Below are 15,643 nucleotides of genomic sequence, written 5' to 3'. Positions count from 1 at the left end.
GTCTCCACCCGCCCAGTGTGCCGCACCGGCGGTGGCGGGGGCTGCCGCTCGCTAGACTCCCCGTGATGGGCACGATTTCGGTCATCGTTCCGAGCTACAACGATGCGGGATTCCTCGCCTCCTGCCTCGATGCGCTCGCACAGCAGACGCGGCACGCCGACGAGGTCATCGTGGTGGACAACGGCTCGACGGATGCCACGGCCGAGGTGGCGCTCGCAGCTGGGGCGCGGCTCATCGCCGAACCGCTGCGCGGCATCTGGCCGGCGACCGCGGCCGGCTTCGACGCCGCGACCGGCGACGTGCTCGCCCGCCTCGACGCCGACTCCGTGCCGGGGCCCGGCTGGCTCGCGGAGGTCGAGCACCGGATGTCCCGGACCGACCGCCCGACGGTCGTCACCGGTTCCGGCGTCTTCTACGGCGGCAACGCGCTGGTGCGGTGGATCGCCCGCAACGTGTACATCGGCGGGTACTTCGGCGTCATCGGCCCGCTGCTCGGACACCCGCCGATCTTCGGCTCCAACTACGCCATGCGTCGCGACGCCTGGCTGGAGCTGCGCGACCTCGTGCACCGCGATCGCGCCGACGTGCACGACGACCTCGACCTGTCGTGGTGGATCCGGCCCGGCATGACGGTGGTCCGCGACGACCTCCTGATCGTCGGGGTGTCGGCACGACCCTTCGACAGCATCGAGGGGCTCTGGCGGCGGGTGCGGATCGCGTTCCACACGCTGGCCATCGAGTTCCGGGCGTGGTCGCCGCTCGAGCGTCGCGCGGCGCATCGGCGCGCGCATGAGCACTGGGGCGCGGCCGACGAGGCCGATGGGTCCGCCGACGGCGAGGAGCCGGTGCCCGCCTAACGGCGCGCAGCATCGTCACTCAGGCCGCGAGCGTCAGGGCGTGACGTCGGTCTCGGCGAACAGCGCCTCCATGTCGCGCACGAGCTGGTGCGGCGCCGTCTCGCATGGGCTGTGCCCGGTCGGATACACGGCGAAGCGGGCGCCGATCTCGACCGCGAACCGCGCGTGCAACTCGCGCGGCCACAGGTCGTGCTCTCCCACCGCGACGAGCTTCGGCACGGGCGAGGCGGCGACGGCCGCGCGGACATCGGGGGTGCGCATCATCAGCCCGATGATGTCGTCGACGCTCTCGCGTCGAGTGAGCGCGAACCGGTCGCGCACGAACGCGAGCCGGCCCGGCGGCACGCGATTGAGGTTGTTGCGGATGCCCCACAGCATGAGCGCCGCTGCCCGGCGCGCTGACGTGATGCCGCTGATCGGCCCGATGCGCTTGATGGAGCGGAACGCCTGCCCGGGCTCGGGCGGGGCGCTCAGCAGCGTGAGGCTCGCGAACCGGTCGGGTCGCTCGAGGAGCGCCAACTGGGCCAGGGTGCCGGCGAAGCTGTAGCCGAGCACGTGGGCCGGGCCGGGGCCGTCGTCGAGCACGGCGAGGAGGTCGTCGAGGAACAGGCGCTCGTCGTAACCCGCCCGCGGCGGCTCGAGGTTCCACGGGCCCGCGTCGGCGGATTCGTACTGCCCCGCGAGGTCGAAGGACTCGACCCGGTACCCGGATGCCGCGAAGAGCGGCATCATCAGCACGAAATCCTCCTTCGAGCCGGTGGCGCCCGGCACGAGCACGACCCGGGGACCGGAGGCCGGCCCGAGCGCCACCCGGGCGAGTGCGCCGCTCGGCGCGTCGAAGCGCGTGGTCTCGGTGCCGCGCGGGAACGCGCGCCAGTCGAGGTCGGGGATGGCCGAGTCGAGCGCGCGCGCCTCGTCGGCCTCCGCGTACGCCGCCTCGGGCGCACCGCGGCGGCGGAAGGATCCCAATGCCCCACCGAAAGCGACCACTTCTTCACGATACCGGCGGATCCCGCCATCGGAACCGCACGTAGGCTGGTGGCATGGCTACCGTTGCGCTGACCCTCGACGACTTCGAGACGACCATCCTCGACGGCGGAACCGTGTTCGTCGACTTCTGGGCCGCATGGTGCGGCCCGTGCCTGCAGTTCGCCCCGAACTACGAGGCGGCGTCGGAGGCGAACCCCGACCTCGTGTTCGCGAAGGTCGACACGGAGGCCCAGCAGCAGCTGGCCGCCGCGATGAACATCACGTCGATCCCGACGATCATGGCCTTCAAGGACGGAATCGGCGTCTTCGCACAGGCCGGAGCGCTCCCCCGCGCGATGCTCGACGACCTCATCTCCCAGGTGCGGGCGCTCGACATGGATCGTGTGCGCGCCGAGCTCGCACGCCAGGAGACCGAGCAGGCCGTCGCCTCCAGCGAGGCCACCGAGTCCTGATCGAGCGGGATGCCGCGAGCCGCAGTCACCCGTCGCGGCCGGCGTCCGCGAGGCCCTCGAGGCCGCTGAGGTCGAGATCGACGCCGAAGGGGCGCGATGCACCCGTGACGAGCGTCGGGACGCGCACGAAGCGACCCTGCTCGCGGAGGTCGTCGAGCACTTCCGTCCAGCGTTCCTCGGCCGCCCGGCCCAGGAACCCCGCGTGCCGCGGACGGTCGCCGCCCACGAGCTGCACGCCGATGCGGTACCTGCGGGAGAGCCAGCGGCTCGATCGGGGCACGAGCACGGCGTACTGCTCGGCGCCGCCGTGCAGCCGCGCCAGCTCGATGGCCGGCTGGTGCCGTTGCGTGTCGTCGACGGGCACCACCGAGCGCACGACGCGCTCACGGCGGGCGGTGTCGACGAGGTCGAGTCCGTCGAGCGACGACAGGTCGCCCCAACGGTCGGGATTCTCGTGTCGGCCAGAACGCACGAGCGCGGCGACGAGCCAGCCGAGCGCCGCGACGACGAGCACCATCAGGCCCCAGAACAGCACGGGCAGCGCGTCGGGACGCACGACTCCCGTGAGCAGCAGCAGCACCAGCAGCACGAGGTATGGCAGGGGCTCCCAGCTGGCGAGGGGCTTCGAACGTCGAGCGGGCATGCGCCTCAGGCTATCCGTTGCGTCGGGCCAGCCGACCCGCCACCTCGTCGAGCACCGACTCGTCGCCGGCGTAGATGCCGTGCTCGCGCGGCCAGTGCGAGACGACGTCGGTGTAGCCCAGCTCTGCAGCGCGCCCGACCGCCTCGTCGAACGCGTCGACGCTCGCGAGGCTGTACCGCCCCTCGCCGTCGAGCAGGAGCGTCCGGCTGACCGACGTCGGCTCGCGTCCGGGGTCGGCGCACGCGTCGTCGAGACGGCGGATGAGCTCGCCCGCCCGGCGCCACCACGCCGCCGGGTCGTCGGCGGCGCCGGCGGTGGTGACCCAGCCGTCGGCGATGCGCACCGCGAGGGCGAGCGCCCTGGGTCCGTCGGCGGCGAGGTGCAGCGGCATCCGCGGATGCTGCGACGGCTCTCCGACCATGCGTGCGCCGACGGCCGTGTACCACGTGCCCTCGAACGAGATCCCGTCGGAGCCGGGCGGCTCGAAGCGCAGCAGCACGTCGAGCGCCTCCGCGAACTCCGCGAAGCGCTCGAAGCGCTGCCGCGGGATGAGCTCGGGTTGCCCGAGCACGAACGCATCGAATCCGGTGCCCCCGGAGCCGACGCCGAGGAGCATGCGGCCGCCCGAGATCTGGTCGACCGTGGCGATGTCCTTCGCGAACGGCACAGGGTGCCGGTAGTTCGGGGAGGCGACGAAGGTGCCGAGGCGGATTCGGCTCGTCACGGTCGCCGCGGCTGTGAGCGTCGGCACGGTGGCATGCCAACGTTCGCCGGCCAGCCCGCGCCACGCGAGGTGGTCGTAGGTCCACGCGTGGTCGAAGCCGTACTCGTCGGCGGCGCGCCACCGCCTGGCGGCCTCGGGCCAGTCGGCCTGCGGGAGGATGACGATGCCGAAGCGCATGGGCCGAGCCTACTGCGCGAGGTTGGGCCGCTCGTCGGCCGCTCCGGCACGGACGGGGACCGGCACGAGGTCGACGTCGAGGGCGATCGCCGCGGTGTCGGATGCCCGCCGTTCGAGCCGCACGAGCACGATGCCGCCGAGGATGAGCAGGCCGCCGATGAGCTGCGCCGGGCCGATCGCCTCGCCGAGGAGCGCCCACGCCACGACGGCGGCGAAGACCACCTCGGAGAGGCCCAGGAACGAGGAGAGCCGGGTGCCGAGCATGCGGATCGCCTGGATGCCGGCGACGTACGCGAAGGCCGTCGAGATGGCGGCGACCATCAACACCGGCACCCACCACGGCGCGGTGCCGCCGAGGAAGTCGACGTCGGTGAACGCGGCCTCGAACGGCACGAGGCCGCTGAGGGCCGCGATGCCGAGCACGACGGCGCCGATGAGGAGCCCGGATGCGGCGAGTGCGATCGGCGGTACGCCGAGGTCGTCGCGCTCGCCGAGCAGGTAGTACACGGCGACGCCGAGCATCGCGACGCCCGCGATCACGACGCCGAAGGGGTCGAGTGCGCCGCCGGCGGGACCCACCACCAGCACGAGGCCGGCGATCGCCACCACCGAGCCCGCGAGCACGACGAGCTGGGGCACGCGCCTCGTGCGCACCCACGCGAACAGCACGAGCGCGACCGGGGCGAGGTACTCGATGAGGAGGGCCGTGCTCACCGGGATGCGCGCGATCGCGGTGTAGAAGGCGAGCTGGACGCCGGCGACTGCGATGACGGCGTAGACGAGCACGGTCCACTTCGCGCGCCAGAGCGGACGCAGGTCGAACTTCAGCGCGACGAGCCCGGGGACTCGAGCAGCGGCTTGACGATGGCGCCGCCCGCCCCGAACGCCAGGCCGGCCGCAAGGCCCAGCACGATGCCGATGATGCCGCGTGTACCGCCCACGTCATTGCCCCCTGTCATGCCCGAAAGTGGTTATGCTCGTGACAGTACTCTCATCGAGTGTCAGGAGTCAAATGATTTTCACCCATGACACGGAGGCCGGCCTGGCGTTCGTCGCCGCGCTCGCGGACACCGCGCCCGGGGCATCCGATTCCGGCGACGACGAGCTCGGCGATCCGGCGCAGCTCGCCCGCCTGCTCGACACGTGGAAGTACTCCGGGCGCCGCGACGGCGACGAGCGCGAGCTCGCCGAGGTGCGCGACGCGCGCACCCGGCTGCGTGGGCTGTGGCTGCTCGAGCGCGACGACGCGGCCGCGGCCGTCAACGACCTGCTCGCCGAGGCGCGGGCGCTGCCCCGGTTGGTGCGCCACGATGACATCGACTGGCACATCCACGCCACAGAGCCCGACGCGCCGCTCTCCCGGCGCATCCTCGTCGAGGCGGCCATGGCGTTCGTCGACGTCATCCGCTACGACCGGATGGACCGGTTGCGCGAGTGCGACGCCGAGGACTGCGAGGGTATCTTCGTCGACCTGTCGAAGAACGCGTCCCGCCGGTTCTGCAGCACGCGCTGCGGCAACCGGATGGCGGTGCGGGCCTACCGGGCGCGCACCGCGTGATCGCGTCCGCCTAGGTCGTCTGCCCGGCGTGCTCGCCCTCGGCGATCTCCTCGATCATCTTGCCGATGAAGGCGGGCAGGTCGGCGGGTCGGCGGCTCGTCACGAGGCCCTGATCGACGACGACCTGCTCGTCGCTCCAGTCGGCCCCCGCGTTCACGAGGTCGGTCTTGAGGCTCGGATACGACGTGAGTTGACGGCCCCGTACGACGTCGGCCTCGATGAGGAGCCACGGGGCGTGGCAGATGGCGGCGACGGGCTTGTGCTGCTCGAAGAACGCCCGCACGAACGCGACGGCGTGCACGTCCATGCGCAGGTGGTCGGCGTTCACGACGCCACCCGGCAGCACGAGGGCGTCGAACGCGGACGCGTCGGCCGTGGCGATGTCGAGGTCGACGTCGAACGTGTCGGCCTTGTCGGTGTGGTGGAAGCCGAGCACGGTGCCCTCGATGGGCGAGACAAGCGCGACCTCGGCGCCCGCCTGCTTCACCGCCTCCCAGGGCTCGGTGAACTCGACCTGCTCGAAGCCGTCGGTCATGAGGAAGGCGACCTTGCGGCCCGCCAGCTGCGCTGCCATGCGGCTCTCCTCTCGTCTGCGAGCGACGCTACGGGGAGGCTCCCCGGTCCGCTACGGGGTTGACACGTCGGCTCGCGGGGTTCGGCGTGCTGCGGCGTGACGAGTCGCAGGATGATCGGGGCGACACGCCGTGTGCGGTCGGCGTGTCGCCGACATCATCCTTCGACCGGAGAAGAGCGAACCGGTGCTTCCCGATGGGCGACGGCACGCGGGATCGTGCGCCGGGCGTTCACGACCGTGAGGGTCGCGAGCAGCAGCACGAGCACCACGTCGGCGGCGATGTAGAGGTAGTGGAACGGCGACTGCCCGGGCTCGGCGCCGGCGATGACGAGGTCGATGCGCGCGTTCAGCGGCGGCCGGATGACGAGGATCTCGAGGAGCAGCACGACCCACGCGCCGCCGAGGAGCCACGCCGACGCGAGGCGCTGATCGACGCCGTGATCGCCATGGCCGTCAACGCCGTGAACTGGGGCGTGGGCCGGGCCGTCGGCGTGCCGTTCGAGGTCCGGCCCGAGGCCGGCGGAGCGGTCGGCATCCTGCTCGTGGTCCCCACTACGCTCATCCTGTTCCTGGCGAGCCGTCACGGCCGGGCGGGCGCTCGGAGCATCCAGTCCGTGACCTCCGGCCGGGCGTCCGGTCGGAGCATCCGCCGGGGCGTCCGCTCGGGGCATCCGGTCGTGACATGACGAAGGCCCCCTGCCGGGGGCAGGGGGCCTTCGCAAGAAGATCGCGGTGTCAGCGAGAGCCGCGCGGAATGCCGTCACGCGCCGCACGAGTGCGGCGCCGACACACGCCTAGCGACGCAAACCGAGACGCTCGATGAGCGAGCGGTAGCGGTTGATGTCGACGTCGGCGAGGTAGCCGAGCAGACGACGACGCTGACCGACGAGGAGCAGCAGGCCGCGACGCGAGTGGTGGTCGTGCTTGTGCTCCTTCAGGTGCTCGGTGAGGTCCTTGATTCGCTTCGTGAGGAGCGCGATCTGGACCTCGGGGGATCCAGTGTCACCGGGGTGCGTCGCGTACTCTTCGATGATCGCCTTCTTGACATCTGCTTCGAGTGCCATAGATGGGATCCCCTTCCTCTTCGTTGCGCGCTGCCCGGGGCCTTGTGCCTGGGCTCTCTTGATGCGCGGCCGTTTCACGGCAACCTCCATACTCTAGCAGAGCGGATGCCTCGGGGCCGCCGGTCGCAGTGCGCACCGACGTCACGGCACGATGACGACCTTGCCGAACACCTCGCCGGCGCGGAGCCGTTCGAGCTGGTGGGGCACGGTGTCGAGCGGGTGCGGACCGTCGACGATCGCGCGCAGCGATCCTGCGGCGACGAGCGCCGCAAGCTCCGGCAGGTCGCGGTTCGGCACCGCTGCGAGGAGGCGCACGGTGCGACCCCCGTCTCGCTGGGCACTGCGCGCACCCGCGAGCGCATAGCCGAGGATGCGCCGCGGGCGACCGCCGATCGCGACGGCGTGGCCATCGGGTGCGAGGAGGCGCCGGAGCTCCGCGGCGGACAGCGCGCCGACCACGTCGAGAATCCGATCGAACGGGCCCGCCGCGGCGGGGATCGCGCCGGCTTCGAAGACGTCGGATGCCCCGAGCTCACGCAGCCGGTCCAGCTTCGCCGCGCGATCGACGACGGCGACCCGCGCCCCGGCACCGGTCGCCAGTTGGAGCGCGAACGTGCCGACTCCGCCGCCGGCGCCGACGATGAGCACTCGGCGACCCTCGAGCGCTCGGCGATCGCCGAGGGCCTGGAGCGCCATGCTCGCCGCCTGCGGCATTGCCGCCGCGGTGAGGTCGTCGACGGCGGCGGGCAGCGGCACGAGGGCGTCCACTGGGCCCGCGACGAAGTCGGCGAAGCCGCCCCACCCTGCCGCGGTGAGCTCGCCGAACACGCAGTCGCCCACCCGATGACGGGTGACACCCTCGCCGACCGCGACGACCTCGCCCGCGACATCCGACCCGATGATGCGATGTTTCGGGCGGAACGGCGCCGCCATGCGGTTGAATACTCCACCGATCACGACGTCGACGTCCCACGAGTTCACTGACACGGCGCGCACCCGCACCAGCACCTCGCCAGGGCCGGGCGCCGGGCGCGGAACCTCGACGAGGTGCATCACCCGCCCGGGCGGTCCGTAGCTGTCGAGCACGATCGCGCGCATGGATCGAGCGTATCGATGCGACCCGACGGCCATGCCACCTCGGTGACATTCCCCGCGAAGACGACCAGACTGGCCCCATGGGCTACCGGATCAAGCGCGTCTACGAACCGGCCGAGGCATCCGACGGCTACCGGGTGCTGGTCGACCGGCTCTGGCCGCGCGGCGTGCGCAAGGAGCGGGCCGAGCTCGACGAGTGGGCGAAGGACGTCTCACCCTCGCCCGACCTGCGCACCGAATGGCACCACCACCGCGAGCGCTTCGACGAGTTCGCGGCGCGCTACCGCGAGGAGCTCGACCGGAATGCCGCGGCCGAGGCACTCCTCGGGCTCGGTGCAGAGCACGACCGCGTGACCCTGCTCTTCGGCGCTCGCGACGAGCAGGTCAACCACGCGGCGGTGCTGCTCGCGTGGCTCGGCGACCACGGGGCATCCGTCGAGTCGTGACCTTGTGGGCCGTGGACGGTCGGCGTAGCGTGCGGGGCATCCGTAGGAGGAAGTGAGTGAACATCATGATGACCACCCGGCGCTCCCGCATTGCTCTCGCCGTTGCCGCCGCCGCAGCCCTGACGCTGGGCGCCGCCGGCGCCGCGCAGGCCACGCCGCCGGGCAGCCCGGCGATCCCGCTGAACACCGGCCAGGAGGTGCCCGCTCCGACCATCGGCGGCGCGCACGGCTGGTTCTCGTACGACATCGACGGCAACGAGCTCTGCTACACGCTCGAGGTCACTGGGCTCTCGTCGCCCGCCGCCGCTGCGCACATCCACGTCGGAGCGCGCAACGTGCCCGGGCCCGTCGTCGTGCCGCTCATGGTCGAGAACGAGACGAGCTTCGAGGTGAGCACCTGCACGACGGCCGATGCCGCGCTGCTCGCGGCGATCGAGGCGAACCCCGGCGACTACTACGTCAACGTGCACAATGCAAACAACCAGCCCGGGGAGATCCGCGGTCAGCTGAAGTAACGGGCGTCGGCCGGCGGGTCGGCGTCACGCGGTGCGGGCTGCGTCCGCCGGTTCTGCGGTGGCGTCCACCGCGTTCAGCACGGCCTCGAGGTCGACGATCTCCGCCTCGGTGAAGAGGTCTTCGGGCCCGCCGGGCGCCTTCTCCGAGAACGGCCGACCATATAGTGCGCCGATCGCCATATTGCGCCGATCGCCATATAGTGCGCCGATCGGAACCGACCCGGTCTGCGCCAGCCGGTTGACGATGAGGTCGACGAACGAGATCTGCGGTGAGCCGAGTCGGTTCTGCGTCACGAGACTCGCCAGCGCTTCTTGGGCGACGGAGCGCACCAGCCAGATGTTCGAGCGGATGAATCGCCCGAGCCCATGCGCCGACTCGATGGCAGGCGCAAGCTCCTCCACGCCGCACTCGCCGCTCTCCGTGAGCATGCGCTTGAGTTCCTCCAGGTCGGTCTCGGTGTGCTCGTACCCGTTCGAGGTGAAGATGACGGGTCGCTGCCCGTACTTCCGCTCGAGGGCATCGGCGTACAGCTTCGCCTGGTGCTGTCCGTTGCGGGCGTCGCGCTTGGTGCGCTTGGCCTCCACGATGCCGAGGGGCAGCCCGTCGTCGCCCCAGAGCACGTAGTCGACCCGGCCGACGCCGTTGGGTGCGCCTTCATGGCCGGAGAGTTTGAACGTCTTGTGCACGGCGTCGTTGCCGCGTTTGCGGATCAGGTTCATCTTCGTGAACACCGCGGGGCCGACGAGCCGTTTGAAGGTCGGTTCGTGCAGGAGGGAGGCGAGGTCGTTCTCGTACGGCTTCTGCAGCGAGGCATCCGCTCGGTAGAGCCAGTAGACGGCGAGCTCGACGGTGCGGCGGGCGTGGAAGAGGCTCGACCGCAGGACGCAGAACGTGTAGAACTCGGCGCGCGCGGCTTCGGTGGCGATCCCGGGCCAGTCGGCCTTGATGAAGTCGAAGTTGCCCACTTCAGGGCGTTCGTTTCTCGGGGACGCCGGGTGCTGGGTCGGGTCGGCGCTCGGTCAGAGCGAATCGAAGGGCGCGGTCGGCGGATGTCGCGACGCGACGTTCACCCCCGGTTCGAGGGGTTTGTCTTCCACGTTATTCTGAAGGGCTTGGGGGCTTCGATGCTCTCGATGACCAGCGCTTTCGGCGCCCTACCAATGTCAGGGGGTCCTGCTTGAATGGACCCATGCCAGCCACCCCCGACGCCATGCCGCACGCGGCGCTCGAGCGTGAGTTGGCAGCGATCTCCGCGCGCGAGAGTGCCATCCGGCGGATCCACGCTGACCAGTACCGCCGCGTCCAGCGGGCGCGTGAGCTCGCGGCCGTGGTCGAGGGGGTCACGGCCGCGAGCACGTCGCGCGAGCGCGACATGGCCACCCGCTCGTTCGTGGCCGAGCTCGCCACCACGCTCGGCCAACACGAGGCATCCGCGTCGCGCCTGGTCGCCGAGGCCGAGCGTCTCACCGGGCCGCGCAGGGCGACACTCGACGCGCTCGCGGCCGGCGAACTGGCGCTCACGCAGGTGCGGTCCGTGCTCGAACTCACGCAGGACTTGCCGGCCGAGGTCGCCGACGCCGTCGAACGGGTCGCCCTCGATGCGGCATCCGACGCGACGGCCCTCGGCATCGTGTCGACGAACGCCGACCTCCGTCGCCGCATGCGCCGAGTGCGCGAGCGCATGCATCCAGAGCCCCTCGCCGACCGGCATGCGCGCGCCGTCGCCGAGCGACACGTCTGCGTCGATCCCGCGCCCGACGGAATGGCCTGGTTCGGGCTCTACGTTGAGGCCGAGCGCGCAGTCGCGATCGACGCCCGCCTCACGGTGCTGGCCGCGCGCGAGGCGTCCGGCGACACCCGCACGACCGCACAGCGGGCCGCCGACCTCGCCGCCGACCTGCTGCTCGGCGGCGTGCTCGCCGACGACGAGCGCACGCGATGGGGTGTGGCGGGCGCGACCGGGGCCGTGCGGCCGTGCATCAACGTGACCGTGCCGATGCTCACGTTGCTCGGCCTCGACGATGAGCCCGCCGAACTCGAAGGGTACGGCCCGATCGACCGAGACAGTGCCCTGCGGCTCGCCGCGCACGCCCCGTCGCTGCGCCGTATCCTCGTGCACCCAGAGATCGGCACAGCGCTCAGCTACGGCCGCGACCACTATCGCGCACCGGCCGACCTCGACGGGTTCGTGCGGGTGCGCGACGGGCGGTGCCGCTTCCCGGGCTGCTCCCGCCGCGCCGAATACGCGGATCTCGACCACACCGTGGCGCGCGCCCACGGCGGCGAGACCGCCGACACGAATCTCGGAGCCTTGTGTCGACACCACCATCGGCTCAAGCACGAGAGCGGCTGGCGCGTCGTGCAAGAGGAGGGCGGCGTCATGCGGTGGACCTCGCCTGCCGGGCATGTGCTGCGAACCCTGCCCGAGCGGCCGTTCATGCCGGTGGGCGCGGGTGAAGGGGTGGATCCGCCGGTCGCTCAAGCGGAGTCGTTCATCGACGACCCGCCGATTCCACCCGATCCGCTCGACTCGTTCGAAGATGAGTGGCGGTCGTTGATCGAACTGTACGACCCGGTGCCGTTCTGACGTTGCGTGTGAGCGGCGCGCCGTGCCTCAGCGTGCGCAGTCCGCCAGTAGGCGCATGTAGGCGGTCGCGTCGTCGGTCTCGAACATCCGGTCGAGCGCGCGGTTCTGCTCGTGTAGCCGTGAATACGGCACGGAGATCGCATCGAACCCGTGTTTCATGAGTTCGCCCGACGCCATCAGCTTCGCCGTGCGCTTGTTGCCGTCGAAGTACAGCTGATGCCGCGTCGTGGCCGCCGCGTAGACGAGCGCCCGCTGCCTCGGGTCGTCGATCCCGCGGAGGTAGTCAAGGAGATCCTGGTAGGCAGTCCGGAGCAGCTCGCCGCCCTCCCCATGGGGCCGGCCATCGACGACGCCACCCGTGGAGAGTCGAACTGACCCGCCGCCGGTGACGCTGCCTTCGCCACGGAAGTTGCCGGCCTCGATCGCTTCATACCGGGCCACGAGCGCGTGCAGCCGATCGGATGTCTCCTTGCTCAACGTGAACTCGCCCGCGCCGACCATGCGGTCGAGTTCGTTGTAGGCGTCGTTCAGGGCGAGCACCTGTTGCTGCTCCTCCAGGCGTTTGCCCTCGACCGTCACCCCGTCGAGCAGGGTCTGCACCTCGGGAAGTGTGAAGGTATTCCCTTCCAGCCTCGCCGCATCCCACACGATTGTCGGCAGGTTCGCACGGAAGCGATGGCGTACCCGTTCCACGTCTCCCGTTCCCCCGATCACGTCGAGGTCGATTCCCGACCAGGCCCAGGTGATTCCGGTCAGGGCGAGCTGTTCGTCCTGATCTTCAGCCTCCCGACGCTCGCGCCTCGTGGCCTCATTGCTCCCCGGGCGCTTCACGTACTGATCGGAGCCCACGCCCCATTTCCGTCGGTTCGCCATCGTTCACCACGCCTCCGCAACGCGTCGGGCCGTGGCCCCGACCTCGCCACCGAGCCCGAACGAGTCGATGATCGCCTGCACCGGACTCACGAGCACGACGTCGTCGACCTGGGTAGAGCCCTCAAACACGCTCGGATGCGCCGGAGCGATGACGACGTCAGCGGCTGCTTCAGCCTTCACTCGACGGTGGGTGCCACCGAGGAGCTGCGCAGCTCGCGTCACATCCTCTGACCACATGAGCACGGTGCCTCCGCCGTTTGAGCCGAGGGCTTCGAGTGCCGCAGCACCCGAGAGTGCCCAGCGCGCACCGGATGCGACACCGGCGGAGACCAACCGGTCGGCGTCGTTGCGTCCGCTGAGCATCACACTCCCGCCGCGGTGCTGCGGCGCAGAGACCCTGGCGGCCTCATCGACGATGCCCAGCGGCTCACCGCTCGGGCAGTACCGCTGCAGTCGTTCCACCCACTCGCGATACTCGGCTGACTCATCGAGGTCGCCAAGCAGGGATCGGGCCGCGGCCGACGCAAGGGGATCGCTCGCCCGCTCGAGGTCGATGCGGATGTCGTACCCGAGGGCGAGCGCCAACTCGCGTAACGTGGATACGCGTGCTCGTGAGATGTCGTCACGGAGGTGCAACGCAGTCGTGCGGGAGATACCCGCGCGACGCGCGAGCTCTGCCTTCTGGGCGCGTGCGATCGCGTCACTCAGGACGTTCGCCCGCATCACAACCACCTCCGGTACGTTCAATACACTGGACAGTTTAGCAAGATGTTCAGTTTAGTGGACCTACTCGGCAGTTAGTCATCCTATTGAACAGATTGTTTCGGGCTGGCGTGTCACGTCACGTCGGGCGAGCTCGCGTCCGTCGATGAGTCGGATGTTCTTGCGGCCGAGCCGTACAGCACCGCCGAGACCACGCGGTCGCCGAGCACACGTTCGACCACGTCGAGCACGCGGTCGAGTTGCACGGCGTCGGCGGACGAGCCGTCGTCGGCTCGCGGCATCCGCTCGCCCTCGCTCACACCGGCACGAGGGGGAAGATCGCCGGCCACCCGTTGTGCGCGTACACGATCACCGCGAACACGATCGCGTCGAAGAGCAGGTGCACCACGAGCACGTAGGTGAGCGACTTCGTGAGCTTGAACGTGTAGCCCTGGATCAGCGCGAACGGGATCGTGAGGAGCGGCCCCCACGACTGGTAGCCGAGCTCCCAGAGGAACGACACGAACACGACGGCCTGCAGGATGTTCGCCTGCCACGTCGGGAAGTGGCGCCGAAGCAACGCGAAGACCGTGCAGATGAAGAACAGCTCGTCCCACGTGCCCACGGCGTTGACGCCGATGAACAGGCGCACGATCTCATCGGGCGCGGTGACCGTGGGCCAGTTCTGGTAGACGCCCGAGGTGATGAAGTAGAACGGCAGGATGAGCCATCCGGCCGCGATCACTCCGATGAGGTAGAGCCACTGCGTTCGCGTCCACCGGCGCCCGGTGCGCCACGGGAATCGGATGACCCGGTCGCCGTAGACGTAGCGCGAGATCAGGTACGGCACCGCCACCGCGGACCCGAGCACCACCGCGAAGCGCATCATGCTGGGATAGCTGATGTCGGCCCGGAGTGAGATCGTCGAGATGATCACCTGGCCGAGCGCGATGAGCGCGAGGTCGGCGAGCAGCCGGCTGGTGCGGCCCGACCGGTCGGTCAGCCACGCGGCGAGGAGCCCCGCCGCCAGCATCACGTAGCCCGGGATCGGCAGCATGAAGCCGAACAGCAGCACGGCCGCACCGCACACCAACGCGGCCGGCACGAGGCCAATCGGGTGGGTTCGCACCTCGGATGGGGCGACAAGCGTGGCGGACACCCCTTCAGCTTCCCATGGCTGCCGGCGGATCATGCCACGATCGGTGCATGACGCGGATGCCCCGGCCCTCCCCCCATCCGTCGCGGCACGCGGCGATCGTGCCGCCCTACCTGCTCGCGCGCATCGCCGCGAGCGACGACCCGCGATTCGACGTGGCGGCCGACGCCGCCCGTCGCTCGCTCGTGCGCGACTGGTCGATGCTCGAATGGCGCATCACCGGCGAACCGCCGACGTTCGTCATCCACGACCACGCTGCGCGCGACGAACGCCCGGCCGCGGCCCCCGGCACCGGCCCCCGACCCGACCGGCGCATCTCCGACGCCGAGAACGACGACGTGCTGCCCGGCCGCCTCGTACGCCGCGAGGGCCAGCCCGACACGGGCGACCGGGCGGTCGACGAGGCGTACGACGGCCTCGGCGACACCTTCGAGATGTTCGCCCGCGTGTTCGCCCGTGACTCGATCGACGACGCGGGCATGCCCCTCGAGGCGACCGTGCACTTCGGCGATCACTACGACAACGCCTTCTGGGACGGCGAGCGCATGGTGTTCGGCGACGGCGACGGCGAGATCTTCCGCAGCTTCACGAGTTCGCTGAGCGTGGTCGGCCACGAGCTCGCACACGGCGTCACCGAGCGCACGGCCAGGCTCCGCTACCAGGGGCAGTCGGGCGCACTCAACGAACACGTCTCCGACGTGTTCGGCGCGCTCGTCGAGCAGTACTCCATGGGTCAAGACGCCGAGTCGGCCACGTGGCTCATCGGCGAGGGGGTATTCACCGACGCCGTCGAGGGCCGCGCCATCCGCTCCATGATCGAGCCCGGCACCGCCTACGACGACGACGTGCTCGGCCGCGACCCGCAGCCCGCCCACTTCGACCGCTACATCGACACCGACGAGGACAACGGCGGCGTGCACCTGAACTCGGGCATCCCGAATCGCGCGTTCGCGCTCGCCGCGGTCGAACTCGGCGGATTCGCGTGGGAGCACGCCGGCCGCGTCTGGTACGACGTGCTCACGTCCGGACGCCTGCGGCCCACCAGCGACTTCCGGGCGTTCGCCAGCGAGATCGTGCGCGCCGCGAACGATCGCTACGGGGCGACCTCGCGTGAGGCGCGGGCCATCGCGGCCGGGTGGGCGGAGGTCGGCCTCGGGGTGCCGCCGGCCCCGTAGCGGATCCTCGGCTCCGGTGCCACCCCGACCCCGCGCCCACGCACCGGAGTAGCA

General features: G+C 70.7%; 22 protein-coding genes. 8 read left to right on the top strand and 14 right to left on the bottom strand.

The window, feature by feature from the left end; genetic code table 11:
• Positions 1-65 precede the first annotated feature (65 nt).
• Complete coding sequence (locus IEX31_RS07770; protein ID WP_188742859.1) at positions 66-857, top strand: glycosyltransferase family 2 protein; 792 nt, start codon at positions 66-68, stop codon at positions 855-857.
• 33 nt (positions 858-890) lie between these two features.
• Here IEX31_RS07770 and IEX31_RS07765 read toward each other — a convergent pair whose 3' ends face one another.
• The gene (locus IEX31_RS07765) at positions 891-1,748 is read right to left on the bottom strand and encodes an alpha/beta fold hydrolase (RefSeq protein ID WP_229662200.1); all 858 of its coding nucleotides are present in this window, start codon (positions 1,746-1,748) and stop codon (positions 891-893) included.
• A 152-nt stretch (positions 1,749-1,900) separates the two neighbouring features.
• Between IEX31_RS07765 and IEX31_RS07760 the strand changes: the two genes are divergently transcribed.
• Positions 1,901-2,299: a thioredoxin family protein gene (locus IEX31_RS07760; RefSeq protein WP_188742858.1), complete on the top strand. Its 399-nt coding sequence runs from the start codon at positions 1,901-1,903 to the stop codon at positions 2,297-2,299.
• A 25-nt stretch (positions 2,300-2,324) separates the two neighbouring features.
• Here the strand turns inward: IEX31_RS07760 and IEX31_RS07755 are convergent, their stop codons facing one another.
• The 4 genes from IEX31_RS07755 to IEX31_RS19260 are packed head-to-tail and all read right to left on the bottom strand — an operon-like array spanning position 2,325 to position 4,802.
• Positions 2,325-2,942: a hypothetical protein gene (locus tag IEX31_RS07755; RefSeq protein WP_188742857.1), complete on the bottom strand. Its 618-nt coding sequence runs from the start codon at positions 2,940-2,942 to the stop codon at positions 2,325-2,327.
• A gap of 10 nt (positions 2,943-2,952) precedes the next feature.
• On the bottom strand, positions 2,953-3,843 hold the full coding sequence (locus IEX31_RS07750; RefSeq protein ID WP_188742856.1) for an LLM class flavin-dependent oxidoreductase: 891 nt from the start codon (positions 3,841-3,843) through the stop codon (positions 2,953-2,955).
• A gap of 9 nt (positions 3,844-3,852) precedes the next feature.
• The gene (locus IEX31_RS07745; protein ID WP_229662188.1) at positions 3,853-4,629 is read right to left on the bottom strand and encodes an EamA family transporter; all 777 of its coding nucleotides are present in this window, start codon (positions 4,627-4,629) and stop codon (positions 3,853-3,855) included.
• A gap of 38 nt (positions 4,630-4,667) precedes the next feature.
• Complete coding sequence (locus IEX31_RS19260; RefSeq protein WP_268236967.1) at positions 4,668-4,802, bottom strand: hypothetical protein; 135 nt, start codon at positions 4,800-4,802, stop codon at positions 4,668-4,670.
• 53 nt (positions 4,803-4,855) lie between these two features.
• Between IEX31_RS19260 and IEX31_RS07740 the strand changes: the two genes are divergently transcribed.
• Positions 4,856-5,401 (top strand): CGNR zinc finger domain-containing protein, encoded by a 546-nt coding sequence (locus IEX31_RS07740; protein ID WP_188742855.1) that lies wholly within the window; start codon positions 4,856-4,858, stop codon positions 5,399-5,401.
• Between the two features lie 10 nt (positions 5,402-5,411).
• Here the strand turns inward: IEX31_RS07740 and IEX31_RS07735 are convergent, their stop codons facing one another.
• Together IEX31_RS07735 and IEX31_RS07730 are read right to left on the bottom strand one after the other, a co-directional pair.
• Complete coding sequence (locus IEX31_RS07735; protein WP_188742854.1) at positions 5,412-5,975, bottom strand: type 1 glutamine amidotransferase domain-containing protein; 564 nt, start codon at positions 5,973-5,975, stop codon at positions 5,412-5,414.
• 155 nt (positions 5,976-6,130) lie between these two features.
• Positions 6,131-6,361, bottom strand: a complete 231-nt coding sequence (locus IEX31_RS07730) for a hypothetical protein (protein ID WP_188742853.1) — start codon at positions 6,359-6,361, stop codon at positions 6,131-6,133.
• Between the two features lie 51 nt (positions 6,362-6,412).
• Between IEX31_RS07730 and IEX31_RS07725 the strand changes: the two genes are divergently transcribed.
• Positions 6,413-6,661, top strand: a complete 249-nt coding sequence (locus tag IEX31_RS07725) for a hypothetical protein (RefSeq protein ID WP_188742852.1) — start codon at positions 6,413-6,415, stop codon at positions 6,659-6,661.
• Positions 6,662-6,769: 108 nt separating this feature from the next.
• On the opposite strand, the gene rpsO is transcribed toward IEX31_RS07725, so the two are convergent.
• Both rpsO and IEX31_RS07715 read right to left on the bottom strand, forming a co-directional pair.
• Positions 6,770-7,039 carry a 30S ribosomal protein S15 gene (gene rpsO, locus IEX31_RS07720; RefSeq protein ID WP_130351110.1) on the bottom strand — a complete coding sequence of 90 codons (270 nt, stop codon included), beginning with the start codon at positions 7,037-7,039 and terminating at the stop codon, positions 6,770-6,772.
• Positions 7,040-7,180: 141 nt separating this feature from the next.
• Positions 7,181-8,137, bottom strand: a complete 957-nt coding sequence (locus IEX31_RS07715) for an NAD(P)-dependent alcohol dehydrogenase (RefSeq protein WP_188742851.1) — start codon at positions 8,135-8,137, stop codon at positions 7,181-7,183.
• 77 nt (positions 8,138-8,214) lie between these two features.
• On the opposite strand from IEX31_RS07715, the gene IEX31_RS07710 reads away from it, so the two are divergent.
• The gene (locus IEX31_RS07710) at positions 8,215-8,580 is read left to right on the top strand and encodes a DUF488 domain-containing protein (RefSeq protein ID WP_188742850.1); all 366 of its coding nucleotides are present in this window, start codon (positions 8,215-8,217) and stop codon (positions 8,578-8,580) included.
• Between the two features lie 65 nt (positions 8,581-8,645).
• Positions 8,646-9,095, top strand: a complete 450-nt coding sequence (locus tag IEX31_RS07705) for a CHRD domain-containing protein (protein ID WP_188742955.1) — start codon at positions 8,646-8,648, stop codon at positions 9,093-9,095.
• Between the two features lie 24 nt (positions 9,096-9,119).
• Here IEX31_RS07705 and IEX31_RS07700 read toward each other — a convergent pair whose 3' ends face one another.
• On the bottom strand, positions 9,120-10,061 hold the full coding sequence (locus tag IEX31_RS07700; RefSeq protein WP_229662187.1) for a type I restriction-modification enzyme R subunit C-terminal domain-containing protein: 942 nt from the start codon (positions 10,059-10,061) through the stop codon (positions 9,120-9,122).
• 224 nt (positions 10,062-10,285) lie between these two features.
• Here IEX31_RS07700 and IEX31_RS07695 point away from each other — a divergent pair, with 224 nt between their 5' ends.
• The gene (locus IEX31_RS07695; protein ID WP_188742849.1) at positions 10,286-11,683 is read left to right on the top strand and encodes an HNH endonuclease signature motif containing protein; all 1,398 of its coding nucleotides are present in this window, start codon (positions 10,286-10,288) and stop codon (positions 11,681-11,683) included.
• Between the two features lie 27 nt (positions 11,684-11,710).
• Here IEX31_RS07695 and IEX31_RS07690 read toward each other — a convergent pair whose 3' ends face one another.
• The 4 genes from IEX31_RS07690 to IEX31_RS07675 all read right to left on the bottom strand — a co-directional run bounded on the left by IEX31_RS07690 (position 11,711) and on the right by IEX31_RS07675 (position 14,363).
• Positions 11,711-12,532, bottom strand: a complete 822-nt coding sequence (locus tag IEX31_RS07690; protein WP_229662186.1) for a Fic family protein — start codon at positions 12,530-12,532, stop codon at positions 11,711-11,713.
• Positions 12,533-12,559: 27 nt separating this feature from the next.
• Positions 12,560-13,279 (bottom strand): helix-turn-helix domain-containing protein, encoded by a 720-nt coding sequence (locus IEX31_RS07685; RefSeq protein WP_188742848.1) that lies wholly within the window; start codon positions 13,277-13,279, stop codon positions 12,560-12,562.
• Between the two features lie 113 nt (positions 13,280-13,392).
• Positions 13,393-13,560 (bottom strand): hypothetical protein, encoded by a 168-nt coding sequence (locus tag IEX31_RS07680; RefSeq protein ID WP_188742847.1) that lies wholly within the window; start codon positions 13,558-13,560, stop codon positions 13,393-13,395.
• Between the two features lie 14 nt (positions 13,561-13,574).
• Entirely contained in the window at positions 13,575-14,363 is a 789-nt protein-coding gene (locus IEX31_RS07675; RefSeq protein ID WP_308423490.1) for a CPBP family intramembrane glutamic endopeptidase, read from the bottom strand.
• A 101-nt stretch (positions 14,364-14,464) separates the two neighbouring features.
• On the opposite strand from IEX31_RS07675, the gene IEX31_RS07670 reads away from it, so the two are divergent.
• Complete coding sequence (locus tag IEX31_RS07670) at positions 14,465-15,589, top strand: M4 family metallopeptidase (protein ID WP_229662184.1); 1,125 nt, start codon at positions 14,465-14,467, stop codon at positions 15,587-15,589.
• Positions 15,590-15,643: the final 54 nt, after the last annotated feature.

This window comes from Agromyces bauzanensis (assembly GCF_014645655.1).
GTDB lineage: Bacteria > Actinomycetota > Actinomycetes > Actinomycetales > Microbacteriaceae > Agromyces > Agromyces bauzanensis.
This window is presented reverse-complemented; position numbering and strand designations above follow the sequence as displayed.